At 37.5% G+C, this 26,830-nt stretch carries 22 protein-coding genes; 13 read left to right on the top strand and 9 right to left on the bottom strand.

The features are described 5' to 3' along the window. Together uvrA and A6M55_RS09670 are read right to left on the bottom strand one after the other, a co-directional pair. Nucleotides 1-2,423: excinuclease ABC subunit UvrA (gene uvrA, locus A6M55_RS09675; RefSeq protein WP_064197412.1), on the bottom strand; the 2,423-nt coding region annotated here is incomplete at its 3' end. A 58-nt stretch (nt 2,424-2,481) separates the two neighbouring features. Continuing rightward, the gene (locus A6M55_RS09670; RefSeq protein ID WP_197491689.1) at nt 2,482-5,007 is read right to left on the bottom strand and encodes a T9SS type A sorting domain-containing protein; all 2,526 of its coding nucleotides are present in this window, start codon (nt 5,005-5,007) and stop codon (nt 2,482-2,484) included. Nucleotides 5,008-5,209: 202 nt separating this feature from the next. On the opposite strand from A6M55_RS09670, the gene A6M55_RS09665 reads away from it, so the two are divergent. The 7 genes from A6M55_RS09665 (at nt 5,210) to A6M55_RS09635 (ending at nt 13,838) form a co-directional block, all read left to right on the top strand. Next, nucleotides 5,210-5,869, top strand: a complete 660-nt coding sequence (locus tag A6M55_RS09665) for an HAD family phosphatase (protein ID WP_082892975.1) — start codon at nt 5,210-5,212, stop codon at nt 5,867-5,869. Between the two features lie 173 nt (nt 5,870-6,042). Then, nucleotides 6,043-7,206, top strand: a complete 1,164-nt coding sequence (locus tag A6M55_RS09660; RefSeq protein ID WP_064197410.1) for an MFS transporter — start codon at nt 6,043-6,045, stop codon at nt 7,204-7,206. Nucleotides 7,207-7,505: 299 nt separating this feature from the next. Next, a complete protein-coding gene (locus tag A6M55_RS09655; protein WP_064197409.1) occupies nt 7,506-8,564 on the top strand; it encodes a hypothetical protein in 1,059 nt (352 codons plus the stop codon). Nucleotides 8,565-8,689: 125 nt separating this feature from the next. Beyond that, nucleotides 8,690-9,235, top strand: coding sequence for a YqgE/AlgH family protein (locus A6M55_RS09650; protein ID WP_064197408.1), 546 nt, complete (start codon nt 8,690-8,692; stop codon nt 9,233-9,235). Nucleotides 9,236-9,383: 148 nt separating this feature from the next. Further along, on the top strand, nt 9,384-11,363 hold the full coding sequence (locus tag A6M55_RS09645; RefSeq protein ID WP_156511019.1) for a hypothetical protein: 1,980 nt from the start codon (nt 9,384-9,386) through the stop codon (nt 11,361-11,363). Between the two features lie 42 nt (nt 11,364-11,405). Then, complete coding sequence (locus A6M55_RS09640) at nt 11,406-12,791, top strand: DEAD/DEAH box helicase (RefSeq protein ID WP_064197416.1); 1,386 nt, start codon at nt 11,406-11,408, stop codon at nt 12,789-12,791. A 216-nt stretch (nt 12,792-13,007) separates the two neighbouring features. Next, complete coding sequence (locus tag A6M55_RS09635) at nt 13,008-13,838, top strand: hypothetical protein (protein ID WP_156511018.1); 831 nt, start codon at nt 13,008-13,010, stop codon at nt 13,836-13,838. 16 nt (nt 13,839-13,854) lie between these two features. Here the strand turns inward: A6M55_RS09635 and A6M55_RS09630 are convergent, their stop codons facing one another. After that, the gene (locus A6M55_RS09630) at nt 13,855-15,045 is read right to left on the bottom strand and encodes an MFS transporter (RefSeq protein WP_064197406.1); all 1,191 of its coding nucleotides are present in this window, start codon (nt 15,043-15,045) and stop codon (nt 13,855-13,857) included. A gap of 188 nt (nt 15,046-15,233) precedes the next feature. Between A6M55_RS09630 and A6M55_RS09625 the strand changes: the two genes are divergently transcribed. Further along, complete coding sequence (locus tag A6M55_RS09625) at nt 15,234-16,433, top strand: acetyl-CoA C-acetyltransferase (RefSeq protein WP_064197405.1); 1,200 nt, start codon at nt 15,234-15,236, stop codon at nt 16,431-16,433. 66 nt (nt 16,434-16,499) lie between these two features. Here the strand turns inward: A6M55_RS09625 and A6M55_RS09620 are convergent, their stop codons facing one another. Then, nucleotides 16,500-17,084: a hypothetical protein gene (locus A6M55_RS09620; protein ID WP_064197404.1), complete on the bottom strand. Its 585-nt coding sequence runs from the start codon at nt 17,082-17,084 to the stop codon at nt 16,500-16,502. A 161-nt stretch (nt 17,085-17,245) separates the two neighbouring features. Here A6M55_RS09620 and asnS point away from each other — a divergent pair, with 161 nt between their 5' ends. The 4 genes from asnS (at nt 17,246) to A6M55_RS09600 (ending at nt 21,754) form a co-directional block, all read left to right on the top strand. Further along, nucleotides 17,246-18,673: an asparagine--tRNA ligase gene (gene asnS, locus A6M55_RS09615; RefSeq protein ID WP_064197403.1), complete on the top strand. Its 1,428-nt coding sequence runs from the start codon at nt 17,246-17,248 to the stop codon at nt 18,671-18,673. 71 nt (nt 18,674-18,744) lie between these two features. Further along, the gene (locus A6M55_RS09610; protein WP_064197402.1) at nt 18,745-20,184 is read left to right on the top strand and encodes an AAA family ATPase; all 1,440 of its coding nucleotides are present in this window, start codon (nt 18,745-18,747) and stop codon (nt 20,182-20,184) included. Next, nucleotides 20,156-20,668: a hypothetical protein gene (locus A6M55_RS09605; protein ID WP_064197401.1), complete on the top strand. Its 513-nt coding sequence runs from the start codon at nt 20,156-20,158 to the stop codon at nt 20,666-20,668. Before A6M55_RS09610 ends, A6M55_RS09605 begins: the two co-directional genes overlap by 29 nt. Next, nucleotides 20,669-21,754, top strand: coding sequence for a complex I subunit 1 family protein (locus A6M55_RS09600; protein WP_064197400.1), 1,086 nt, complete (start codon nt 20,669-20,671; stop codon nt 21,752-21,754). Here A6M55_RS09600 and A6M55_RS09595 read toward each other — a convergent pair. Beyond that, the gene (locus A6M55_RS09595; protein ID WP_064197399.1) at nt 21,751-22,527 is read right to left on the bottom strand and encodes a LytTR family DNA-binding domain-containing protein; all 777 of its coding nucleotides are present in this window, start codon (nt 22,525-22,527) and stop codon (nt 21,751-21,753) included. The two genes, A6M55_RS09600 and A6M55_RS09595, sit on opposite strands and share 4 nt — an antisense overlap. A gap of 10 nt (nt 22,528-22,537) precedes the next feature. Then, nucleotides 22,538-23,365 (bottom strand): sensor histidine kinase, encoded by an 828-nt coding sequence (locus A6M55_RS09590; protein WP_197491688.1) that lies wholly within the window; start codon nt 23,363-23,365, stop codon nt 22,538-22,540. A gap of 58 nt (nt 23,366-23,423) precedes the next feature. On the opposite strand from A6M55_RS09590, the gene A6M55_RS17635 reads away from it, so the two are divergent. Continuing rightward, entirely contained in the window at nt 23,424-23,558 is a 135-nt protein-coding gene (locus A6M55_RS17635; RefSeq protein ID WP_255364419.1) for a hypothetical protein, read from the top strand. Here A6M55_RS17635 and A6M55_RS09585 read toward each other — a convergent pair. The 3 genes from A6M55_RS09585 to A6M55_RS09575 all read right to left on the bottom strand — a co-directional run bounded on the left by A6M55_RS09585 (nt 23,551) and on the right by A6M55_RS09575 (nt 26,806). After that, nucleotides 23,551-24,222 carry an ABC transporter ATP-binding protein gene (locus A6M55_RS09585; RefSeq protein WP_064197414.1) on the bottom strand — a complete coding sequence of 224 codons (672 nt, stop codon included), beginning with the start codon at nt 24,220-24,222 and terminating at the stop codon, nt 23,551-23,553. The genes A6M55_RS17635 and A6M55_RS09585 overlap by 8 nt on opposite strands. A gap of 147 nt (nt 24,223-24,369) precedes the next feature. Beyond that, complete coding sequence (locus A6M55_RS09580; RefSeq protein ID WP_064197397.1) at nt 24,370-25,620, bottom strand: ABC transporter permease; 1,251 nt, start codon at nt 25,618-25,620, stop codon at nt 24,370-24,372. Between the two features lie 85 nt (nt 25,621-25,705). Continuing rightward, nucleotides 25,706-26,806: an efflux RND transporter periplasmic adaptor subunit gene (locus A6M55_RS09575; RefSeq protein WP_064197396.1), complete on the bottom strand. Its 1,101-nt coding sequence runs from the start codon at nt 26,804-26,806 to the stop codon at nt 25,706-25,708. Nucleotides 26,807-26,830 lie beyond the last annotated feature (24 nt).

Below are 26,830 nucleotides of genomic sequence, written 5' to 3'. Positions count from 1 at the left end.
GCTTCGTCAACGGTCATTGCCAAAATATCGGCAATATCTTTTTCATTATATTTTACTTCCAAAATCTCCTGTTTAAAGCGTTTTCCGCCACAACTTTCGCATTTTAGACGTACATCGGCCATAAATTGCATTTCGATGGTTTGCTCACCTTCACCTTGACAGGCTTCACAACGCCCACCGTCAACGTTGAATGAGAAGAAAGCTGGTTTGTAATCTCGTGCTTTTGAAAGTTGTTGTTCGGCCATCATTTGGCGAATATAATCATAAGCCTTGATATAGGTAACGGGGTTTGAGCGAGATGATTTTCCAATCGGATTTTGGTCAATCATTTCAACCTGTGTGATGCGGTCGAGTGAGCCAACCAAACCAGCGTATTTGCCAGCTTCTTCGCTGTATTCACCTTTCAAACGAGCGATAGCTGGGAATAGAATTTTACGAACTAAAGTCGATTTTCCCGAACCACTCACGCCCGTAACAACCGTTAAGACACCTAACGGAAATTTTACATCTACTTCTTTGAGGTTGTTTTCTCTTGCACCTTTCAGTTCAATAAAATCAGATGGTTTTCGGCGTTGAATAGGTACAGGAATTTGGTCGATTCCTGTAAGAAAATTGATGGTGTGGGAAACGGTTGAATTGATAACTGATAATTGATAATTGATAATTGACTCCCAACTTCCTTGAAAAATCAACTCACCGCCCAGTCTTCCAGCATTTGGGCCGATATCAATGATTTGGTCGGCGGCACGCATCACTTCTTCTTCGTGTTCGACCACAACCACTGTATTCCCCATATCTCGCAAGGATTCCAGAACGCTTACTAAACGCTGTGTATCTCGTGGGTGTAAGCCAATACTTGGTTCGTCAAGAATGTACATCGAACCAACCAACGAACTCCCGAGGGAAGTAGCCAATTTGATACGCTGAAATTCTCCGCCCGAAAGACTTGAAGCAAGACGATTGAGGGTTAAGTATCCCAACCCAACTCGCTCCATAAATTCCAGTCGGCTGTTTATTTCTATCAAGATTCTTTTAGAAATGGCTTTCTGATAATCAGGCAATTCTAAATTTTTGAAGAAAACTGCCAAATCCGAAATCGGCATCAAAACCAAATCAACGATTGATGCACCACCGATTTTTACGTAACCAGCATCTTTGCGTAGGCGTGAACCTCGGCAATCGGGACAATCTGTTCGGCCACGGTAGCGAGAAAGCATCACACGGTATTGCACTTTATGTACTTGGCTTTCGATGTCAGCAAAGAAAGCATCAAGCCCTTGAAAATATTCGTTACCCGTCCAAAGTAATTGTTGTTGTTCGGGAGTTAAGTCTTTGTATGAGCGATGAATCGGAAAGTCGAAACGAATGCCATTTCTGAGCAAAGGAGCAAGCCATTCGCTCATGCGTTCGCTTCGCCACGGAGCAATAGCTCCTTCAAAAACGGATAGATTTTTGTCTGGAATGACTAATTCTGGGTCAATTCCCAACACTTTTCCAAAACCTTCGCAGCGTTTACAAGCACCGTAAGGATTATTGAAAGTAAAAAGATTTACGCTTGGCTCCTCAAATGCTATTCCGTCGAGTTCAAATTTATCAGAAAATTTGCTGCGAATAGTGTGGCGTTCGCCAGTTTCGGCGTTTGTCGTAATAATATCAACAATACACTCGCCTTCTCCCTCAAAAAATGAAGTTTGAACCGAATCTGAGAAGCGAAATTGCGTATCTTCATCATCGTGTTTTACTACGTTTCGGTCAATCAGAATTTCTAAATCTTGTTCGGGCGAAAGCTTAGTTTTGGCTTCTTGTAATTCTTCGATTTGCTTTATTTCGCCATCCACTACAATACGAGTGTAGCCTTTTTGAAGTAAAAGCTCTAATTCTTTCTCTATTTTTCGGCCTTCTTTTACTTTCAGAGGCGTTAGAACCATTACTCGTGTGCCTTCTTCGTGCGAAAGAATAAAATTTACAACATCGGTTACAGTGTCTTTTCGCACTTCTTGCCCCGAAACAGGCGAGTAGGTAATACCCGCACGGGCAAAGAGAAGTTTTAAGTAATCATAAATTTCGGTAGTTGTACCAACCGTTGAGCGAGGGTTTTTAGTAGCAACTTTTTGTTCGATGGCAATCGCTGGCGAGACGCCCTTGATATAATCGACTTCGGGTTTTTCCATTCGACCCAAAAACTGACGAGCATACGAACTCAAACTTTCAACATACATACGCTGCCCCTCGGCAAAGAGTGTATCGAATGCCAAAGAAGATTTGCCACTTCCCGAAAGCCCCGTGACTACTACGAGTTTGTTGCGGGGAATTGCCACATCAATATTTTTGAGATTATTTACTTTTGCTCCCTTGATGATGATGTACTGCTTTGGGTCAAGAGATTCGACGTCGGTATGATGTGTATTTTGGGTATTATTCATTCAGTTTTTAAAGAATAGCTCGAACTAATTTAACCAATTTTGGGGTAATATAGTTTCGTTATTTTTGGATAATTAAGCGTGATGAATCTTCGATGCCATCACCTTTGATTCTGATAATGTAAGAACCTTTTTCTAAGCTCTTTAAGTCGGTTTCTATTCGCTCGGAGGTATCATTAGCTCTAAATTTTAAAACTTGTTTTCCTAAAAGATTATAGATACTCACTTCTACGTTCTTGATATTTTCTTTCGTATCAATATATATTAGGTCACTGGCAGGGTTAGGATATACCGAAATAAGGCTATTTGCTGCTTTAAAAACAAGCACATTTGATGCAATAGAAGAACAGTTAATGGTTTGATTATTAGGTGCTTGATAAGTTCTGATTGTTGAAACTTGATAATTTCCATCTTGAGAAACTTTCAGATTCTGAGTTGTTGTTCTTGAGAAAATTACCTTATCTTTTTTCCATTCAAACTGATCGTTTGTAGTCAAATCTGAACTCGAAGTGGTTAAGTTAAAAAGACCTGTTTGGGCAATTGTTGGTTGTTGGGGAGATGGGTTTATACTCAAAGTTGGCAGTACTGTTGATGGAGAAACACAACCAAAATTATCATTTATCTTTACAGAAAGTTGGTAAGTACCTATTTCTGTTAATTTCAATAGTTTGGTAGTATCATTATTACTCCAAAGTATTTTATTATTATCGACCGAAAGTTTGATGGTATCGCCTCTGCATATATTATTTGCAGGTAAAATATTAACCTTTGGAGCAGCGGGAGTCGGTTTTATCTCAACTAAAACTTTATCAGAAACGGTTGAGAAGCATCCTGCATCGCTCTTTGTTTTTGCTGATAATTCATAAACTCCAATACGGCTTAACTTTATATTTGGTGAAGTGCTATTATCGCTCCAAAAGATATTTTGAGTTATATCTGTTGAAAGTGTAATACTTTCACCTTCACAAACGCTACTGGCTGGCGAGACCGTGATTTTAGGTTGTAAAGGAAGCGGATTTGCTTTCACAGATACTTTGTCTGAAACCTCCGAAACGCAACCAAAATCATTTTTTGTCCTTACTGTAAACTCACCAGTATTACCGACTGATATTTTCTGTGTACTTTCTCCCGAACTCCAAATGTATGACTTTGCCCCCGAAATATTAGCTGTTAGTTCAACTTTGTTGGAGCCATCAGTGCAAAATTCCAGACTTTTATCGGCCGTAATTACTGGTTTTTGTGAAGGATAAATCAAGTTGGTATTGATACTCGGAACGAGTAATTTATTGCCTCTAAGGTCTTTTACCGCTACCGAAAAAGTGCCTTTATCGACCGTAATTTGATTTGTTTTGGCATTATTCGACCATTCGTAGCTTCTTAATCCTTCAGGTAGTTTGATGCTTACTCGATTGTTTGCATCGCAGTTGATTTCGGGTTCGATGATTGATTTTGCCAAAATTGGTCGGGAATTTCTGAAAAAATTATCGTCCAGTGATTTATCCCAGTTTTCGGCTAAAAGCGAAATTCCCATATTACCAGGAACATTCTGAAAATGCACATTATCAATGCGTGGAATTTGCAGATTATCAGTGAATGGCCCCGCAAAAACATTATTCCCCGCTGTATTGATTACTCGATTTTGTCCGCCAATGACTTCAGGGTTCGATGGAGCTAAGTATGTAACCGAAGTTCGAGCTACCATCCAGGTAAGGTTTTCGTCGAAATCATTTCTTGAAATATCAATCACACGTTGAAGATTAGTAGAATAAGCATCAGCCGAAAGCCTATTTGGCGAATTATCGGTTTCGCCTTGAATCCAAAGCAGCGACCTAACGCCCATTAAAGCACCATAATACTGTAGTGTATTTTTGAGGTTGACATAAGGCAAGCCGTTCGGTAACTGAAAACGGCCGCCAACATCCAAAACAAAATTGAAAGTTGGTTTCCCTTCGGCACTTTCTCTCCAATTAATGACCGAAACCAGCAAAAGTCCTTCATTAAAAAACGCCACTGGCACATTTAGTCTCCGTACGAGCCTATCGCCCAATTCACCATAACACCAAGGTCCATCGCCCTGAGGAGCTACATTTACGTTATCGCTCAATTGTACAAAATTAAGATTTTCTGGCAGTGGATCTAAAACATTACTATTCTGAAAATTAATGGCATTTACTCTATCATCTGTTGCTCCTTTTGCTCCATAATTGGGTATTCCTTGGGCGTTTGATTGCCCCAGAGCGATAAAAACCTCGCCAATTCCTACTTTTTCAATACTTATTGTTTTGATTGTGTTATTGTTTTTAATAGCCCTAATATCAAGTCTATACCAACCGCCTTGTCCTTGTATTTTTCCTGCAAAATACCCTGCTTTTGGTTTATCCTGTACTAATGTCCAGTCAGTCTCTACACCTTGCCCTGCTACGATTGGAGTAAGCTTTGCCTCGATTTTATCAATATCTTCCGAATAATTACCAATAATATTCACAAAACCTATATTGTCGTTGTTTCGCTGAAAAACAATTCTATTAGTAGGAAAGCTAACACTTATTTGAGCCAAAATATCAAAACAGATTATTGTAAAAAGCAAGACAAGAAGTAGCTTTTTGTTGAATGTAAGGGGCATCGGAAGGTTGTTTATCGGAATGTGAATGATGGCAATTTAAAGCAAAAATAAGGACTTTCAATCAACATTTATCAATCCAGTACTATTTTTAGCAAATCAAAAGATAAAAATACGCTCCGAAATACCGTATTTTTGCAAAATAAAACTTAAACCTCCCCAAAGAAAATTGGAAACATCTTTCGCAGTTATTTTTGATATGGACGGTGTCATCTGCGACACAAACCCTTATCACTCACTTGCTTGGAAAGCATATCTTGATAAACACGGAATCGCATCAAGTGAAGAGGAATTTATTGCTCACATGTATGGCAAAAGCAATAGCTATATTCTGAAACATTTTTTTAAAAGAGAAATCGTTGGCGAAGAATTCGACCGTATGGAGTTTGAGAAAGAAGCTCTTTTTCGTGAAATCTACGAAGCTCATGTAAAGCCAATTGCTGGTTTAATTGAGTTTATCGAAGACCTAAAAGCCAATGGCGTTAAAACGGGCATCGCAACTTCTGCTCCTTACTTAAATATGGAAATGATTCTGAGTAAATTGCCTTTACGAGATAAAATGCAGTCATTACTCGCCAGCGAAGACGTAAGTACACACAAACCAAATCCAGAAGTTTACCTAAAATCGGCCTCAAACTTAGATATTTCGCCCGAAAGGTGCGTAGTTTTTGAAGATTCATTCTCAGGAGTAACCGCAGGAAAAGCCGCAGGTGCAAAAGTTGTGGGAGTACTTTCGACATATAAAAAGGAAGAATTGCCAGTTTGCGATGATTACATCACTAACTACGAAGGACTTACCTATCAGAAAATCAAAGAAATCATAGGATAGATTTTATAGATTGTTTGTTTATGATTTCCGCAGATTAAACAAAAATCTGTGGAAATCAGCGTTATGAAATATCGGTTTCATCAGCGTGCCATATTTTAACAGCCAAAAAGAACTCCATTAATATAATCGCTTCAACTGACAAGTTAGAAACTTGTGCTACTATATTGTTTATAATGCTTACTCACTTACGTACTTTTTTTACCCATCGACAGGGTTTGGCCATTGGTATGGTCTTTATTTCGGTGGGTTTTTTATTTGGGAATTGGGCAACTTTAATTCCCTATATCAAACAAAAATTTGACTTAAACGATGCCCAACTTGGTTTACTACTGCTAAGTTTTCCTATCGGAGCAACGGCCATGAACCCGTTTTCGACTTTCTTCATCAATCGCTTCGGAATGCTCAATACAACTATTATTGGGCTGATTTTACTGGCTACGACATTCGTTTGTCCAGTTGGTGCAAGTTGGTTGCCTCTTACTTCTTTTAGTCTTATAATTGTAGGAATGTGTCTTTCGGTTACAAATGTGGCCATGAACACTTGCGTAACGAGCCTTGAGCATCAATATGGCATCAATATTATGTCAACTTGCCACGGAATGTTCAGTGCTGGGCTGATGTTTGGTTCAATTGCCGCCAGTATTTTGCTTGGAATGAAAATCGAGCCAGTTTTGCAGATGGCGGTCATCGCTGGCGTGATTACGGCTTTGGTTCTGTTACTCCGACCAACAATTTTAGGTATTCACGAAGAAAAAATTACTGAAGAAGAAAGTGGTCAAGCAAAATTTATTCTCCCAAAAGGAGCTTTACTATTAATGATTCTGATAAGCCTATGCACTAATGTAACCGAAGGCACAATGGCTGACTGGACTGCTGTTTATATGCGAGATATCGTTCAGACCGATGATTATTTCATTGGTTGGGGTTTGGCTGGTTATTCAATGTTTATGTCGTTGGGGCGTTTCGTGGGCGATGCTCTCATTCCTCGTTTTGGAGGTAATGCTGTTCTTCGCACAGGTGGAATCATCGCCGCTTTGGGAATTACGTTGGCCGTTATCTTTCCTTACACCATCACGGCCATTTTGGGTTTTACGCTCGTAGGTGCGGGTGTATCTTGCGGAGCTCCTATATTATATGGTAGTGCGGCTCGTGTGCCAGGGATGGCCAAAGGTGCAGGTTTAGCCACCATGAATACTTTCAGCATGGGAGGTTTTTTGGCGGGTCCAGTTTTGATTGGATTTATCTCAAAAAGCGTAAGTCTTCCTTTTGCATTTTCAATAGTGGCAATTTTAGCTCTTGTTTGGGCGTTTTTGGTAAATCGAGTAAAATTGTATTAAGCGTTTTCAAAAACCGCTCAATCTTCCTAACAATCACATGCCAATTTTTTATTTACCGTTAAATAAAAAATATTGTTTATAAAGGCTATTATTCAACAGAATTATAGCCAAATGCCTGTGTATGGAATGATAATTGCTTAGTTTTATTATAGAAAGCATCGGAAAATTCTTAATAAAATCCCCAACAACCACTCATTAAGACGTTGTTGACCATTAAATAAAATTTAATAAGAAAGTTTTTTCTTATTAAAACAAGTATTTACCTTTATATCAGGAAAACAAGATAAACGTATTAATATATGAAAAAAATCATCTACTTACTTGGCGTCTGCTTATTGGCTGGCCATGTTAATGCACAGTTTGTCAATAGCACAGACTTCTACGTAAGCGAGGGTGCAGTTGTGAGCTTCAATACCGATGTAGTAAATGAAGGCAAAATTACTAATAACGGTAGAGTCCATTTCCAAAAAAACTTAGAAAACCTTAGCTCGGTTCAATCAACAGGTGTAGCCGTTTTTGATGGTAACGGAACTCAACTTATTAAAAGTAAAAACGAGCTTTCATTCGGCCAACTAATGTTGGATAATGATGTGAAACTCGAAACTCCACTTCGTATAAATGAAACTATTTCATTTCGTCGTGGCGTAATTGAATCTTCATCAATAAACCCATTAGTATTTTCAGTAGATGCAAAACATAATGGTGCTTCTGATTTCTCACACGTAAGAGGTGTAGTAAAAAAAGAAGGTAGTGAAGCTTTTGAATTCCCGTTGGGCGATGGTACTAACTTCCGTTCTTTTAAAGTTGCTCGCAGTTCAGAAAATCAAACACTTTCTGCAACATATTTATACAAAAGCCCATTGAATATTTCTGGTCAAGTTTCAGAAAATGTTGAGACAATTAATGAAAATGAATACTGGACTTTGAAATCAGAATCAGTGAAAGCTTCGGCACAAGTTTCTGTAAATAGTCAATTTGGCTTAGAAGATGTAGCTTATTTGAAAAGAGGTACTTGGGATGTTTTGGAAGATTCAAAGCTTTCAGCCTCAACTGATTTGTCAAGTGGTACTTTATTTACACTTGCAAGAAGCCGTAATATTAAAGCTGAGATTGGTGTTTATCCTAACCCAACTGAGGGAGAATATTTCTTGAAATTAGGTGGAATGAACGAAAATGAGCAAATCACCGTAGATGTAACAAATCAAGATGGCTCAACAATCATGCATAAAGAAGGTTTAGTAAAAGATTTACGCAGAGCGTATCAACTACCAGAAAATCTTCCAGCTACTGAATTAGCAGTACGTGTACAAAGAGTGGGTAATAAGCCATTGACTCAAAAAATGATTTTGAAGAAGTAATATTCATACCGAATACCATCCTACTAAAATATCAAAAGGTTGCTTACAATTTTTGTGAGCAACCTTTGTTTTTTGTAGAATATTTGATAATTATCCACTATTTTGCTCAAAAATTTAGCGTTTCTATGGAATTGTCGAAAGGAAAAATATTAATAGCAGAACCATTCTTGGGCGATAAAAACTTCGAGCGAAGTGTAGTGTTGCTCTGCGAATATAATGAGCAAGGAGCTTTTGGTTTGGTACTTAATCAGTTGACAAATCTAAAATTGGATGATGTAATGGAAAATGTTTATGGCGATCTGCCCCTTTATTTGGGCGGTCCAGTTGAGCAGAATACTTTACATTTTATTCATCGATTAGGCAATGAAATTGAAGGAGCGATTGATATCGGTAATGGTATTTTTTGGTCGGGTGACTTCGACCAAGTAAAGACTTTGGTGAATATTGGCAAAATCGCTGAAAATGATATTCGACTTTTTATTGGCTATTCGGGCTGGTCGGGTGGGCAATTAGAAGGTGAACTAAAACAAAATTCTTGGATAGTATCAGATACCGATGCCAGTTTGATTTTTGAAACACCAAGCAAAAGTTTTTGGCGTGAAGTACTGAAACGCATGGGTGGACAATACAAAGTTTTATCAAATTACCCAACCGACCCACGGCTGAATTAGAAATATTTATCTTCAAAAGCCAGTTTTTGGCGGTTATTTAAGCTATTTTTGCAGATATTTAGACAAAAGATATTAGACAATAGACAAAAGAAGAATGCCTTTTCTCATATCTCGTGTCTATTGTCTCACGTCTTATTTATTATAATCAATGCAATCAGTACCGACAAACTTCTTTAATCGGCAGACTTTATTTCTACTTTTATTTTGTATTATTTATTTCTCATTATCGTTGCCAGCGGGTTATGCGGGGTTCAATATTGATGCTTCATGGCACGAGTCGCTCGTGATGGCGATTGATAAAGGCTTTGTTTTTGGGCGTGATTTTATATTTAATTACGGCCCATTGGGTTATCTCAATACTGGACTTCTACCCAAAAGTGTCCCGATCTGGGTGTTGGTTGCAGCCGAAGTTTTTACGCTACTCAATTACATTATTATCATTAAATATTGTTTTCAGAAGGCAGGTAAAAATTGGTGGATTGTGGCAGTTGCATCGTTGTTGATTTTAATGCCATGGGGCTTTATTTCTGATACTTCATTTACTTTTTTCTATTTCTTTTTGTTTTGGTTGCTTTATGCACTTCGCACTCGTAATTCGGTTGCTTTATTGTTAGTAGTTCTAATTTCAGTACTCATTTTCTACATAAAAGTCAATCTAAGTATTATCGTTTATGGTCTTTTTGCGGCTTCGTTGCTATATTTTTGGTTGATTAAAGCTTTTACATTCCGTACAGTCATTGTTTGTTGGGTTGCCCAAATTGTATTGACTTATGCACTTTCGTTTATTTTGCACGTAGATATTCCAGCGTATCTTGAAGCCAGTCTAAAAATTATTGATGCTTACCAAGACGCAATGGCTGCCATGCTTCTGAGTACCAAAGAATTGCTTTCTTTACTGTTTTTCGAAGCATTGATTGTGTTGGTGGTTTTAGCTTTTATCTTCAAGTCATTTCGGTCTATTTTTCAGAAAAATTTCGAGGGTGTTTACTTATATTTGCTCATTGCCCTTGCTTGGTTTTTGGGTTTCAAACAAGCCCATACGGCCGTTGGTGCTTATAATATTTTCGGTTTTTTCTTATTGATGCCTCCGTTGGCCGCTTTGATTTATTTATTTACCGAAAATTCGTATAAAATTGGGGCTGGGCGAATGTTCTTAGCTGTTTTGTGCCTACAATTATTAGCTACTCAGTTGATTCGTTTTTATATTGGAGAAAAGACACTCAAAGGTTATTTGCTGACTTATCCGCCAACGAGTATTTCCAAGAAAATTTCAGAGAAAGGTTTTTCAGGAAAAGATTTATTTGAAATTTTGGAACAGAAAAATCCTGTGAATTACCTAAAAAGATTGGTTACTTACGAATACAATGATAATTTTAAAAACTCTCCAGTTAAGTTACCAAAAGACTTATTGGCTAAAGTAGAAGATGCCAGTATTGATATTGTTCCGCACCAGATTTCACACATTTATTTCAATCAACTAAATTATAATCCACGACCAATCATACAATCTTATCAAGCTAATAGTGATTGGTTGATGAAAAAAAATGGCGAGAAATATCTTTCAGCAACAGCTCCTGAATTTGTGTTGTTTCGCACCGAAGCATTTCGAGAGCAAAATCCATTTTGGGTAGAAACCGATTTAAGCGAAGCTCTTTTAAGAAATTACACACTGACCGATACAACCATAATTCAGCAAGATACGTTTTATCTATTCCAGAGAAATAAGGTACTTAAAGGTCTGACATATAACGACTTATCAACTATTAAATTTAAACTAAGCGAAGATATTCAGTTACCAAAATCAGCGAATCCGATTCGTTTTTCTGCAAAAATCAATTATAGTATAAAAGGAAAACTGGCGAGGTTATTTTTCCAACCGCCTTATTTATATTGTTTGGTCACTTACGAAAACGGTCGCCAAGAAAATTTCCGAGTAATAGATAAAATCTTGCGTGGAGGTGTATTTATCAATCAAAAAGTAACCACACAAGCCGAAGCCTGTAACTTTTTCTTAAATAAACGTGTTGATAATCAGAGAGTTACAAAAATTCGATTTTGGGCAAAATATACTTCTGGCTTTGATGAAAGTATAGAAGGGACATTTAAAGAATTAAAAATTACCAATTAAATTGTAAATAGGCCCTCTCATGAGGAGGGTTGGATGGGGTTTATGGAAGAAATAGAAAATACATTTGAGCAATTTGAGCTTAATCGTCAGTTATTGAATGCAGTAGCAGACGCTGGTTATACCATACCTACACCGATTCAGCAGAAAACTATCCCCTTAACGTTACAAGGGCATGATGTTTTAGGAATCGCTCAAACGGGTACAGGCAAAACAGCTGCATATCTTTTGCCAATTTTGATGAAAGTAAAATATGCACAAGGCAAATTACCTCGCTGCTTGATTTTCGCACCCACTCGTGAGTTGGTGATTCAGATTGATAAAGCAGTAGGCGAACTTGCAAAATATACCGATATTCGTCATGTCGCACTCTATGGCGGTCTTGGCCCTAAAACTCAAATCGAAGCCATTCAAGCGGGCGTTGACATCATCGTTTCGACCCCTGGCCGATTCATGGATTTGTATTTGCGTGGTGATATTGGAGTAAAAGACATCAAAATTATGATTCTGGACGAAGCCGATAAAATGATGGATATGGGTTTTATGCCACAGATTCGAAGTATTTTGGAGGTTATTCCTACAAAACGGCAAAACTTGCTGTTTTCGGCTACTTTTCCCGAAAAAGTAGAAAGGTTTTCGTATGAATTCTTAGAATTTCCGACCAGAGTAGAGGTATCGCCACAAGCAACAACTGCCGAAACCATCAAGCAACGAATGTTCACAGTACCAAATATGCAAACCAAAATCAATATTTTGGAGTATCTTTTCAAGACTGGTGAAATACAAAAAACGATTATTTTTACTCGCTCAAAAGATATTGCTGATAAAGTTTTCGAGGCTCTCAAAGGCTCGGTTGTTCCGAAAGGAGAGATTCGAGTGATACATGCCAACAAAGGGCAAAATACTCGTATAAACTCAATGGATGCGTTTCGAGAAGATGCCGTAAAGGTTTTAGTGGCTACCGATGTAGCAGCAAGAGGCATTGATATTGAGCATGTTACACACGTAATCAATTTTGATGTGCCGTTAATCTACGAAGATTATGTGCATCGTATTGGCCGTACGGGGCGAGCAAATAATGTGGGTGAAGCCATTACGTTTTTGACTCCTCCCGAAGAGTATCACATCAAGAAAATTGAGAAAATCATTCGTATGGAGATTCCTCGTGAGTTGATTCCTCTCGATGTTGAAATCGCTCCGACACCATTTGATGAAAACCAAGCAATGTTGCTCGAAATTGATAATCAACGCAAAAAAGAGGATCCGAATTTTAAAGGAGCTTTCCACGAAAAGAAGAATCCAAAAGCAGCAGCGGCTAAGAAAAAAAACATGAGTTCGGGTAAAAGTGGGAGAGGTTCTTCTCCAAAAAGTTCGTCTTCGAGTGGTAAAAAATATGGTTTCTCAAAAAGCAATAAAGGTTCTAAGAGATAAATTACAAATGCTCGATATATAAAATCTTATCGGGCATTGTTTTTGTAAACAATATTAGGAATCATTCGTTTATAAAATTCAGTAAGAAAGTATTTGAAAAGAATTAAGCATTTTCGCTCAAAAAAACTTTTCAAATCCTGTTAAATTTTAAGAGAAAAGCTAATAAATTTACAACAGATGTCGTTATATCTGTGATGTATCTGTCAAAAATTGCTAATGAGATTTTTATTATTATCGAGTTTGTGTATTTTCGTTTCTGCCGATATAATAGCCCAACAAGCTGTTTTTCGCTCGCAGAGTGCCAATCTTAATAGCTATTCAACGCCAAGCAAAGTTCAATCAAACTCTTCAAATACGAAGTCGTTTGTGCCTCCACAGGATACCCAAACACAAGTAGTTAAAAAGAAACTTGCTCCAAAAGGAGTAAATATTCATCTTTTGCCACTTTTTGGAGAATTCGAGAAAACCGATGCCCAAAAAGCAGTTGATGAAGAGTTTTTGAAAGCTTGTGATTTGAATTTCAAAACCCGTAGCGAAGCCAGTGAGTTTTTTGCAACTCGTGCATGGGAATATTTGGGTGAAGGAGAAAAAGATACGGCAACGTATCGCTTCAATTTAGCATATTTACTTGACGATGAAAATTCTGATGTTTACTGGGGTTTAGGGGTAATTGCCTATCAAAATGAAAAGTACGCTCAAGCCATTGATTTAATGAATCGTGGGCTTGAAATTGAAGATGATGATAATGTAACACTCATTGTTGACCTCGCTACTGTTCATATTAAATGCTTTACGGTTGATGCCGAAAAAGAAGATTTAAGAAAGGCGTTTGAGCTACTCACAAAAGCACTTACGAAGCAACCAGAATCGGCCAATGCACTTATGCAAATGTCTTTGGCAAAACTTCTCAACGAAGAAATTGACGAAGCGTGGGAGCGTTTTCATCAAGGATACGAACTCGACCCCGACAATGCCAGCATTGAGATTCTCGAAGGACTTTTGGCAAAAAAAGAAGACCCAAGAGGTATTTTTAAGAAGAAAAACTAAGTATTTTTCAGAACGATTAATTCTTTACGGTCTTCAACCAAACAAAACCCACTGCCGAGATAACCCCAAACGACCCCAAAATATACCAAAGAGCATCAAAACCAAAGTGTGCAATAGTCTGAGTACCAACCAACGGAGCAGAAATTTGAGCAATCGACCAGGTCATGGAATGTAAAGCCGAATACTGCCCACGATTATGAGGTTTTGAGCGTTCGATACTAAAGGCGTTCATAAATGGCATGGCGAAGATTTCGGAGAAAGTAGCAAACAAAATTCCGATAATCAGCCAAACGTAGCTATGTGAAAACAAGAAAATTATATAATTGACAACCACCAGACTTGCCCCAAAACTTATCAAATAAAGCTTCTCGAACTTTCCTTCAATTTTATAAATCAATATCATCTCAATCAAGGCAACAATCAGTCCATTTAGCCCTAAAATATAACCAATTTGTATTTCTGTTAACGCACAAACTTGTTTGTAGAAAACTGGTCCAATCGTGAAAAGTTGGAAAAATGCAACCGCATACATCGTCGTGAGTAGCAAGAAAATCCAATATTTTCGGTCACGATAAGCTGAATCTTTTGGGTCTATTTCTACTTTATTTGCCTTAATATCAGCCCTTTTCTGACGAGAACTTCTCAAAAAGAAAAATACTAAAGTTGCCGCTCCGATATTCGTTAGTCCATCAGCCCAAAACAATAAAGTATAATCTCTTGAAGCCAAAAAACCTCCAATGGCAGGCCCAATCGACCAACCAATATTTATGGCTAAACGAATCAGAGAAACCGAGCGAGTGAAAGTTTCAGGTGTACTGAAATCAGCAATCGAAGCAGTATTGGCGGGGCGATAGGCTTCACCAAAAGCACTCAAAAAGAAAACCAACGTACAAATAATATAATAGTTTTGGGTTTGAGAAAGCAATAAAAACATGATTCCGCCCAACAATAAACTAAATAATTGTACTGGAAAATAACCAATTAAGTCGGTCAGTTTTCCCCCGAGAAAAGTCCCGCAGATGGAACCAACACCAAATATTACCATCACAAAACCTGCATCAGTAATGCTAAAACCCAGTTTTTGAGTTAGATAGAGGGTTAAAAAGGCCACAACCATTCCGCCACTTCGATTAATGAGCATCACCAATGCCAATAACCAAACTTGCCGAGATAAACCACCAAAAGCATTACGATAAAGCGAAAGCATATTTTAATATAGAATATGATGCAAAATTTGACCTTTATTATTTCTTTATTCGACTTGAGAACATTCACACTATTTCCTGTAAAATTAGCTTTTTCAGCATTTGCATCAAACCAAACTATTGATTAGTTTTGTCAGATAAAGTATGCTTGCATACTATTTTCTATTCACCAGTATATTAAATCTTACAAATGGAAGCATATATTTATGATGCCGTTCGCACGCCTCGTGGACGTGGAAAATCGGACGGTTCTTTGCACGAAATTCAACCAGTTGACCTTCTCGCAACGGTTTTGAAGGCCATTAAAGACCGCCACGACCTCGATACAAGTTATATCGACGATGTAATTATGGGTTGCGTTTCGCCAATTGGTGAGCAAGGGGCAGACATTGCTCGTACGGCAGTTTTGGCGGCTGGTTATGCCCAAAGCGTGGCGGGTGTGCAAGTCAATCGTTTTTGCTCGTCGGGTTTGGAAGCTATCAATATGGCAGCAGCTTATGTGATGTCGGGGCAAGTAGATATGTTGGTAGCTGGTGGGGTGGAGTCAATGTCGAGAGTGCCGATGGGTTCGGATGGTGGAGCGTTGATGATGAATCCTCAGATAATTTCTCAGCATAAAATTGTTCCGCAAGGAATTTCTGCTGATTTGATTGCCACGAAATATGGTTATTCACGCAATGATGTTGATACGTTTGCCGTAGAATCGGTGCGACGTGCCGTAGCAGCCCAAGCGGGTAGCCTTTATAAATCAATTGTGCCAGTTAAAGATGAAATAGGTTTAACAGTTCTTGACCGTGACGAAGGTATCCGTCCAGAAACAACGCTCGAATCGTTGGGTAAATTAAAACCAGCTTTCGAAATGATGGGTGGCATGGGGCTTGATGCTTTGGCTTTATTGAAATACAACGATTTAGTAAGTATCAACCATGTGCATCATGCGGGAAATTCGTCGCAATTGACTGATGGAGCAGGGGCTTTGTTGATTGGAAATAAAGCAACTGGCGACAAACTCGGACTAAAACCTCGTGCTAAAATTAAGGCATTTGCGATTGTGGGTTCGGAGCCAACAATCATGCTCACTGGCCCAGTACCTGCTACCGAAAAGATTTTGAAAAAAGCAGGCATGAATATCGGTGATATTGATTTATTTGAAGTAAATGAAGCATTTGCGGCCGTTCCGATGCTATTTATGGAGCATTTTGGCGTTGACCACTCAAAGGTAAATGTCAATGGTGGAGCTATTGCTTTGGGGCATCCGCTAGGTGCAACGGGAGCAATTTTATCAAGTACTTTAATCGACGAACTCGAACGCTCAAACAAATCAACGGGACTCGTAACGCTCTGCATTGGTGGCGGAATGGGAATCGCAACGATTTTTGAACGAGTATAGAAAGGTCTGCACCGCAGGTCTGACCCAAATAAAATGCCTTGAGAAGTGATTTTCAAGGCATTTTATTTACGAAACTTTAATTCCTTCTTCATCAAGATATTTACCGATATTAATATTTATTCCATCAAAAAGTTCAATGTCTTTATCCCAACTTCTGATATACCAATCTTCATTAGGTTGAGCAACAATCACTTTTTGAGATGCAGTAATTACCCAAAATACTTTTTCCGTGCCAAATTCAAAGAGTTTTTCGGTTTTCCGAGTTAAGTAATCTATAAAATTACTTTCACTCAAATCGGCATTTGTATCCACTTCAATGGCATATTTTGGTGGGACGTTTGAATATTTTGTGGTTATTTTGTCGGCAGTTAAAACAGTTTTATCATAAACTAAAATGTCACAAGTTAGAATATTGTTGAAGTCTATTTGTAAACTTGGATGGTTTGAATGAATTCGATACTCTAATTTTCTGAAAAAAGAATACAACGCCTCTAAAATATAAGTGGTGATTGTTGACTGTAATCCAGTACAGCCCCAAATTTCTTCATCATTTTTAGCTTTCTTGTAACCCTTAAAATAAATTGTCTTCCCATCTATAATTTCATAGACAAATTTTTCGGGAATTTTCAAATATTTTTCTTTAATCGCCATATCAATAATTGTATTTCTGTGACTAAATTATAAAAAAAAGTATAGTTTTTCTTTGATTTTCAGGTCATTTTTCGACGAACAGGATGTTCGCTCCACAAATACTTATTTAAGAAAAGTTTTATTCCTATTTTTGCAGTTCAATTCAAGAATAACAGAGAATTATGCAAATCAAGGAATTACTGAAGCAATCGCCAAGCGAACAAGAAGTGACCGTGAAAGGTTGGGTACGTACCAAACGTGGGCAAGCAGCCGTAACTTTTATTGCCATTAATGATGGCTCAACGATACATAATATTCAGGCAGTTGCCGAAGGTGGAGCAATAGATGAAGAAACATTGAAGTTGGTTTCGACGGGTGCGTGTGTGGCCGTAACTGGCAAACTTATCGCTTCGATGGGTTCTGGACAAGCAGTAGAAGTAAAAGCAGAGAAAATTGTAGTTTATGGCACTGCTGACGAAACATTCCCGATGCAGCCAAAGAAACACTCAATGGAGTTTTTGCGTGAAAAAGCTCACTTACGTTTCCGTACGAATACTTTTGGAGCAATTTTCCGCATTCGTCATGCTTTGGCTTATGCGGTGCATAAATATTATAACGATAACGGTTTTTTCTATCTTCATACACCAATCATCACGGCTTCTGATGCCGAAGGTGCGGGCGAAATGTTTCATGTGACTAACTTCGACATGGAAAAACCGCCAAGAGTCGAAGATGGAAGCATTGATTATAGCCAAGATTTCTTTGGTCGCCAAACAAGTTTGACGGTTTCGGGGCAATTGGAAGGTGAATTAGGAGCATTGGCATTATCGAAAATTTATACTTTCGGGCCAACCTTCCGTGCTGAAAACTCAAATACTACTCGTCATTTAGCGGAGTTTTGGATGATTGAGCCAGAAGTTGCTTTCTACGAATTGGAAGACAACATGGCTTTGGCAGAAGATTTTGTTCAGACAGTTATCAAATATGCTCTCGAAAATTGTGCAGAAGATTTAGCATTTTTAGAGAAACGTCTTTTAGAAGAAGAGAAAAGCAAGCCACAAAATGAGCGTAGCGAATTGAGTTTGCTCGAGAAATTGAAGTTTGTGGTTGATAATAAATTTGAGCGTTTGACATACACCGAAGCAATCGAAATTTTGCTTCGCTCAAAACCTCATAAAGAGAAAAAATTCCAATATCCAGTTGAGTGGGGAATTGATTTGCAATCAGAACATGAGCGTTATTTGGTTGAAAAACACTTCAAAAAACCAGTGATTTTGACCAATTACCCGAAAGACATCAAAGCATTCTACATGAAGCAAGATGCTGATGGAAAGACAGTTAGAGCAATGGACGTGTTATTTCCAGGTATTGGAGAAATTATCGGTGGTTCGCAACGTGAAGATGATTACGAGAAATTATTAGCTCGCACGAAAGAAGTAGGTATCGACCCAGAAAACATTTGGTGGTATCTCGAAACTCGTAAATTTGGTTCGGCTCCGCACTCAGGTTTCGGGCTTGGTTTCGAGCGTTTGGTATTGTTCGTAACGGGCATGACCAACATCCGTGACGTGATTCCTTTCCCTCGTACGCCTAAGAGTGCAGAGTTTTGATAGACTTTAGATAGTTTTTTCTAAATTTGACAACTCTAAACAGAGTTGTCAAATTTTTATAATGAAACCTCATGAAAATTTCAATAAAAAATTTCGGACCAATTGAGCACTTCGAGTTTGACTTGGAGAAGGATTTGCACGTGATTTATGGCGAAAATAATATTGGAAAATCGTGGGCGATAAATTTAATTTATTTAGTATTAAAAAGTTATGAAAGATTTATTGAGAGTGATGATTTTGAATTCAATGTGAAAACTTCATATGTTAATGAAGTAAAAGAAAATATTTTTGATTTGATGCAAATTGAAGATATAAATAAGTTAGTTCTCAATAATTATTTAGTTGAGTTATGTGAAAAAAATCTAAATATATTTACCGAATTCTTGCACTCTTCTTTAAAAAATACTTTTTCAAATATTGTAAATACTCAGACTAAACTAAAACCTGAAATTGAGATAAAAACAGATTATTTTAGTTTTGACTTCTGTTTTGAAGACAAGGCAATTAAAAAATTACACTTTTCCATTGATAAAGACATACACTTTGACTATGATTTAAAAGAAGAAGATGACGATTTTATTGAATTGATTAGAGATTTTTTTTCTAACAATAAAAAAAAGACAAAAAATAAGAAACTCATAGACGAAATTAAAGAGGAGATTATAGACCAGCTTTCATTTGAAATTGGATTCAGAGGAGTCCAACTTTTTAAGAATTTAGCTCCTGATGCTTTATTTGACTTATACTTCCTTCCGTCTTCCAGAGAAGGGCTACACCATCAATTTAGTAATTTTGGTAATATTTTAGCTGAACTGTCTCGTTTTAGATTTCAAATAAAAAGCCAATTTAAAATTCCAAAGTTAAGTGAACCTATTGCAGATTATTTGAAAAATCTCAGTCAAGTAGATGATAAAGTAATAAATAAGGGTTTGTTACACATTGTTAATAGTATTGAGAGTGAAATATTGAAAGCTAAAATAAAATTTGATAAAAAGAAATCGGAAATAAAATTTATAGATAATCGAACAAAAATACAGTTAGATATTTTAGAAGCATCTTCAATGATTTCTGAATTAGCTCCATTAGTTATTTTTATGCGACATATTATTTCTGTAAAGAAACGTCATTCAAAATATAAATTTTACAGAGTACTGTTTATTGAAGAACCCGAAGCTCATCTTCATCCAAAAGTACAGGTTGAAATGATGAAAATTTTCGTCGATTTAGCTAAATCGGGCGTGAAAGTAGTAATGACTACCCATAGCGATTTTATGATGAATGAGCTTACAAACTTGCTTTTAGAGAAAAAAATTGATGCTGATAAAGTGGGAAGTTACCATTTAGTGATGGGCGAAAAAGGTAGCTATGATGCAGGAGATATGAAAGCAACAAGTGAGGGAATTGAAGATTACAATTTTACGGATGTGGCGGTTGAACAGTATGAAAGACGAATGAGTATTTTAGAAAAACTTAATCAAGAGCATGCTTTTACAGAAGATTCGGCAAGATGAAAGGCTGAAACCCTTGCTACAAGATAGATGTGAAGATGAAGGTATTTGTGTTGAGATTGATAAAAACATTCCAAAAGAAGATTATGTTATCTTAAAATTAGATAGTTTTTATAATACAATTAATTTTGCTACTCCGCCACCTTCTCCCGACTGTTTTATTATTCAGAGATGTGCAGGAACAGATAAGTATGGCATTACTATTGTAGAATTGAAAGGTATTAATAATTCAGATGGCTTTAAAGTTGAAAATATGAAAGCTAAGTTTGAAACTTGCTTTCAAGAATTTATGCTTAAAGATTTTAAGAATTATTTTAATCGTGACTATAGTAAAATACAATTGTATTTTGTGTCAGAAATTGAAATTTACAGAAGAGAAGCTGGACTAAAAATGAAGGTTTTGGAAAGTATTAGTTTTAAATTTAGAGGAAAACCTTATAAAATCAAACCTTTCAAACCAACTCCAGCCGTAAAACCTTGTTATTAAATGCTCATAACCATACTCATATTTCTTGCTGCGATTTTTGCCAATGTGGTCGTTGGGGTGTATGTCGAACGTAAGGTTTCGGCTTTTATTCAAGACCGTACTGGCCCAATGGAGGTTGGTAAGTGGGGGCTTCTACAGCTGATTGCCGACCTTTTGAAGCTGATTCAGAAAGAGGACATCGTGCCTGCTGCTGCTGACCGCCGTATGTTCAAATTCGCTCCATTGATGATTTTTATGGCAATTTTTGCGGGCTTTGCGTTGTTTCCATTGTCGCCAAGTTTGAGAGGTTCTGCCACTCCAACTGGAGTTTTTATGCTTTTGGCGGTGGTTTCGCTTGATATTTTGGGTATGTTGATGGCGGGTTGGTCATCAAATAATAAGTATTCTTTACTGGGTGCGATGCGTTCGGTTGCTCAGATTATCTCTTACGAAGTACCGCTCGGACTTTCGGTTTTGTGCGTAGTTTTGATTACACAAACGCTTGATTTACAGGAGATTAGTTTTCAACAAGGCTTTCTTTCGCTCGAAAAAAACTATCTTTTTGGTATAAAAGCTACGGGCATTGAGGTTAATCAATACGGTGGAATCTTGACTTGGAATATTCTCAGAAATCCGTTTCTATTGATAGTTTTTGTTATTTATTTTATTGCTTCGTTGGCCGAAGCTAACCGAGCTCCGTTCGATTTACCCGAAGCAGAATCCGAGTTAATTGGTGGTTTTCACACCGAATATTCAGGTTTTCGTTGGGCTATTGTGATGCTCTCTGAATACGGAATGATGCTTTTGGTGTCTATTTTAGGAACAGTTTTGTTTCTCGGAAGTTGGAATACTCCTTTTCCAAATATCGGCTCATTTACGCTTGGAAGTTGGACAAGTGGGCAAATCGGACATTGGTCAAGCGACCTTTGGGGAGCATTTTGGTTGATTTCAAAAGCCTATTTCCTGATTTTGATTCAAATGTGGGTACGTTGGACACTCCCTCGCTTGCGTGTTGACCAACTCATGTATCTTTCTTGGAAAGTGCTAACGCCTTTCTGTTTGGTGCTTTTATTAATTTCGGGCGTTTGGCGTTTGTTGATGATTTAACCCAATTCAAACCAGCCTCTAAATTGGTGGGCTTTTTCTTTACTTACGACCACCTCATCTTTGGTTGTAACAACTAATTTTAATTCAATTTTTCCTGTAAAATGTGTTCGATAGCTTTCGATGGTTTGTTTATTGACAATAAACTGGCGATTTGCTCTATAAAATCCTTCGGGGTTCAATAATTCTTCTATTTCATCGAGCGAATTATAGTCTGTAATAAGCCGCTGATTATCAGTGGTTTGAATCCAAATAACTTCATCTCGATAAAAGCAGGCAATTCGTTCGGTTGTTACGGCTACGATATTCCTTTGGAAATGTGCAGTAAATCGAGTCTTAAATTTTGGACTCGTGGAGCGATTTTCTAAATCGCTCAGTAAATGTGTGAGTTTTTCTTTAAAATCGTCTTGATTGGGTGTATGATTCAGCCTTTTAAACTTCTCAAAAGCACTGCGAAGTTCATCTTTATCAATAGGTTTCAACAAATAATCAATGCTATTTAGTTTGAAAGCCCGAATGGCGTATTCGTCATAAGCAGTCGTAAAAATGATTGGGCATTGCGGTTGAATTTCTTGGAAAATATCAAAACTTACGCCATCAGAAAGCTGAATATCAGATAAAATAAGCTCTGGTTCAGCATTAGCTTTAAACCAGTCTAAAGATTCTTTTACACTGCCAATTGTGGCCAATAAAGTTGATGTTGGCTCAAGTTGTTTAACCAAATTTTCGAGATTCTTAGCTACTAATGGTTCGTCTTCTATTAATAATATCTTCATAAAATTTGTATCAAATCAAGGGGATTTTTACTGTAAAAACTTCGTTTTGTTCAATCAATACTTCTTTGTCACTCAGAAAACTATACAATAATTTTAAGTTGTTTAAGCCTTGTCCGTTGGAGGTTTCGACTTGTTTCTTTAATTGAATGATATTTTCTATAAACAAATATTGCTCTTGATTAAAAATATTGATTATCAGTGGATTAGCTTGGTTGACGATGTTGTGTTTTAGTGCATTTTCAATCAATATTTGAAGAGTTACTGGGGCGATTTGCAAATCTAAAACATCTATTGAAATATTGAAATTTATGCTGAGAGATTCTCCAAAACGAGTTCGAAGCAAAGCGACATAATTCTTGATAAAGTTTAATTCTGTTTCGAGACTGACCAAACCCTTTTCTTTGTTTTGTAGCACATAGCGGAAAACTTTGGCCAGTTGCCTAAGAAAATCACTTGCCAAAGCTGGATTTTCGTGAATGAGTGAATCAAGCGAAGTGAGGCTATTGAATAAAAAATGTGGATTTAGCTGGTTTTTTAGATTATCGAATTGCACCTGCGATTTTTCTTTTTCAAGATTTGTGGCTCTGAGTGCATTTTCACGCCATTTATTCAGGGAATATTTGGCAAAATGAATAACATTGAGTAGCGTTACAACTAAAACCTCAGTAGCTACGCCAGCAAGTTGTGCAAGATTGGTGGCTTCTTTTTCAACGATTGAATGGAAAGGTAGCATTGTTCGTCCGATTAAAAATGCCACTCGTGAAACAATAGTAATGAATGCAAGGTTAAGAAGAATTTGTGGTATTAATCGCTTTACAATTCCTCTGTCGTAGGGCATGAATCTATCGAAAACAAGGCAAGTTTTGCTAAAAAAAAGGTAGGTTGTTGATAAAACTATGATAGAAATACAACATAAAATAGCATTACTTTTGGGGTCAAAATCAAAAATATACCACCTAAAAAAAGTAGCTATCATTGCCATTGTAGCAATTACATATATTACTATTTTCTTCTCGGCTATCATTAGTTAATAATTTGTCCGTCAGACATTTCAATGATTCTATCACTTCCTTTGGCAAAATCGGGGTCGTGCGTTACGGCAATGATTGTTTGGTTATTTTCGTGGGCAATTTGCTTAAAAATCTCGAAAACTACTTCCGAATTTTTTTTGTCAAGATTCCCCGTAGGCTCATCGCCCATGATTATTGCAGGGTCGTTAATTAAAGCTCTTGCAATGGCTACACGCTGTTGTTGTCCGCCCGAAAGTTTGGCCGATTGTTTGATGGCGTGGTCTTGCATATCGACCAATTTTAGCTTTTGATAGGCTCTTTCTTCTATTTCTTTACTCGAATATTTTCCGAGTTTTAGGGCAGGAAGCATAACGTTTTGCAAAACTGTAAATTCAGGCAAAAGAAAGTGAAACTGAAAAACAAAGCCCAAATGTTCGTTTCTGAAAGCAGCCAATTGGTCTTGGGTGCGTCCAGTTAGGCGTTCGCCATTCATTACTAATGAACCTTCGTAATCGGTATCCATTGTTGAAAGAATGTACAAAAGTGTTGATTTCCCACAACCAGATTTTCCTACCAAAGCCAGAAACTCTCCACGATTGGCTTCAAAAGAAATATTCTTCAAAACTTGAAACTTTTCGGGTTCGTAGAAATATTTGTTGATGTTGGAGGCAGAAAGTACAGCCATTCCCACTCCACCCCCAACCGACCCATCGGACTGCCCTAAAGGGGAGTTAATGTTGCTATTCTTAGTATTCATTTTCTTAGTTTGTCAAAATTCATTTCCTTTATTGTCTTATACCCTCCTTTAGGGGTTATGGGTGGGGCAGGGGCTTTACCCTCTCAATATTGCCACTGGGTCGATTTTTGATGCTTTTCGAGCGGGCATATAGCCTGCTAAAATGGTGGTTGTGATGCCGAAAATCATTCCAAGTCCGTAGTATTTTGGTTCAAATAAAATTGGGAATGTTTTTATATCAAGGAAATCTCCCGCATCAAATGGAACGGATGAAAGCAAATAACTTAAACAAAAACCGATAATAATGCCTAACAATGCCCCCAAAATACCGATAATGATAGATTGGATGAGGAATATCGAAACAATGTCATTTCCTGCAAAACCTGTGGCTTTCAAGATAGCGATGTCTTTCATCTTATTGATGACATTCATATTCATAATGTTATAAATACCAAAGCCAGCTACCACCAGAAGTGTAATCGAAACCATAATCACCATTCCATTACGGATTTTATCACCTGCCAAAAATGCTGAGTTAGCTTCGGCCCAATCTTGGGTTTTATAGCCGTATTGATTTTTCAGCACTTTGGCGTAAGTAAGTGCCGCTTGCGAATCTTTCATTTTTATATGAATATCCGTTACGAAACTCTTATCTTTTTGTAGAATTTCCTGCACCATCGACATATTTGCGTAGCATTTCACGCCATCGACGGTCTGAATTCCAAAACCAAAAATGCCCACAATTTTGACCAGTTTTAAATTTCCTGTAGGTGTTGTAACCATAATTTTATCGCCTACTTTTACATTGAGGTTGCGAGCTAAAACTTTACCCATCAGAATTCCATTAGGAGTTGAGAGCAAGGATTCGATATTTCCTGATTTGATACGTTTCTTTAGGTCATATAGTTTGTCTTCTTTCAAAACATCTACACCAGCAATTTGTCCCGAAAAAGGTACTGGACCTTTATTGAAAAATACCTGTGAACTTATCTGCGGCGAAACTCCCAAAACTGCTGACTCTTTTTCGATATTAGCGGCGATTTGAAGTCCGTTTTTGATGTTAATCAATTCATTTTTAGGTAATTGATGGTAAATTATATTAAAATTCGCTGAATTGGCCTCTTCTATGATACTTGGGTGGCTACTTGTGATTTCTTTATAGATTCTGATGTGCGGCGATGAGTCGAGAGCAGAATCTTCAAGAAATTTATTGACACCCTTAATGACCGAAATCATGACGATGAACATCGCAATACCGAAGGTAACGCCCAGCATCGCAATCAAGGTCTGACGTTTTTTTGTCAGTAAGTGTGTTTTGGCTATTTGGAGTGAGATATTGAGGTTCATGATTGATTTTTTGTTTTTTGTTGGCGTGGTAGAGACAAGGCATTGCCTTGTCTCTACGGGTGTTGTACATAGGATATAACATAAATCAATTTCCGAGCACCAAAACCGATTTCTCGGTTAGGCCAGCTTTTACCTCAACCATATCAAGGTTTTCAACGCCTTTCGTGATTTTGATTTTCTTTTTATCGCCGTTTTCTTCAATCCAAACCGAATCGCTGCCTACTAAATAGTTTTTCGGAATCGTCAGCACTCTTGGATTTTCGGAAACCACAATATTGGCTTCAATCGTCATGCCGTAGTAGGCATTGGGCTTTTCCTCCACAAATTCGGCATCGACTCTAAATGTCTGGTCAGCTTTATTGAGTTTTGGGTAAAGTTTAGTCACTTTTGCTTTGAAAATTTTGTCTTTGTAAACATCAATTTTAACCAAAACGGTTTGTCCAATTTGCACTTTCACAAAATCAGATTCGTCAATGGCCAATTGAGCGTAAACCTCGTTGGCATCGCCTACTAATGCTATTGCTTCGCCACGTCGCACGAGTTCGCCTTGTTTTTTATAAATTTCATAGAGTTTCCCTGCTTCAAAGCTCTTTATTCGATAGTTATCTTCTTCACGAGCATTGACTTTGAAGTTCGACTTTGAGTTTTGTAAATCTACATAAAGTTGATTTTTTGTACGTAACCATGCTTTTCTGCGAGCCGAAACATCATTTTTTGACGTTTGGAAAGCCAATTCAGCTCGCTCGTATTCGATGCGAGTAGTGGCGTTGCGGTCGTAAAGTTCTTTATAGCGTTTGAAATTTACAGAGTCATTGGCCAGTTTTGTGCGGGCATTTCGGAGTTGAGCTTCGAGTTCATCAAGAATTGGCGAATTATCGCCAAAATTAGCTTCCGACTGACGCAAAATATTACTCGACGCCTCCAAACGAGCTTCTTGTGAAGCACTTTCAAGCTGAAAAAGTAATTGATTTTTCCCCACAGCATCGCCTTCAAAAGCGGTTTGTTTTATCAAAAAACCATCCGCATTAGCTGTGAGTTTATATTCATTTTTTGGATAAATATTCCCCGAAGCATACACCGCTTCGGTGAGTGATTTATATTGGGGCGAAGTGTTGGTGTTTTCTGATTTTTTGCAGGAAACAAATGTGCCAACAAAGGCTAAAATGATTAGGTAACTATTTTTCATTTGATTTTTGTGCTTTCTGACGTA

Source organism: Emticicia sp. MM, from assembly GCF_001649495.1.
The sequence above is the reverse complement of the archived record's forward strand: the minus strand, read 5'-3'. Positions and strand labels throughout refer to the sequence as shown.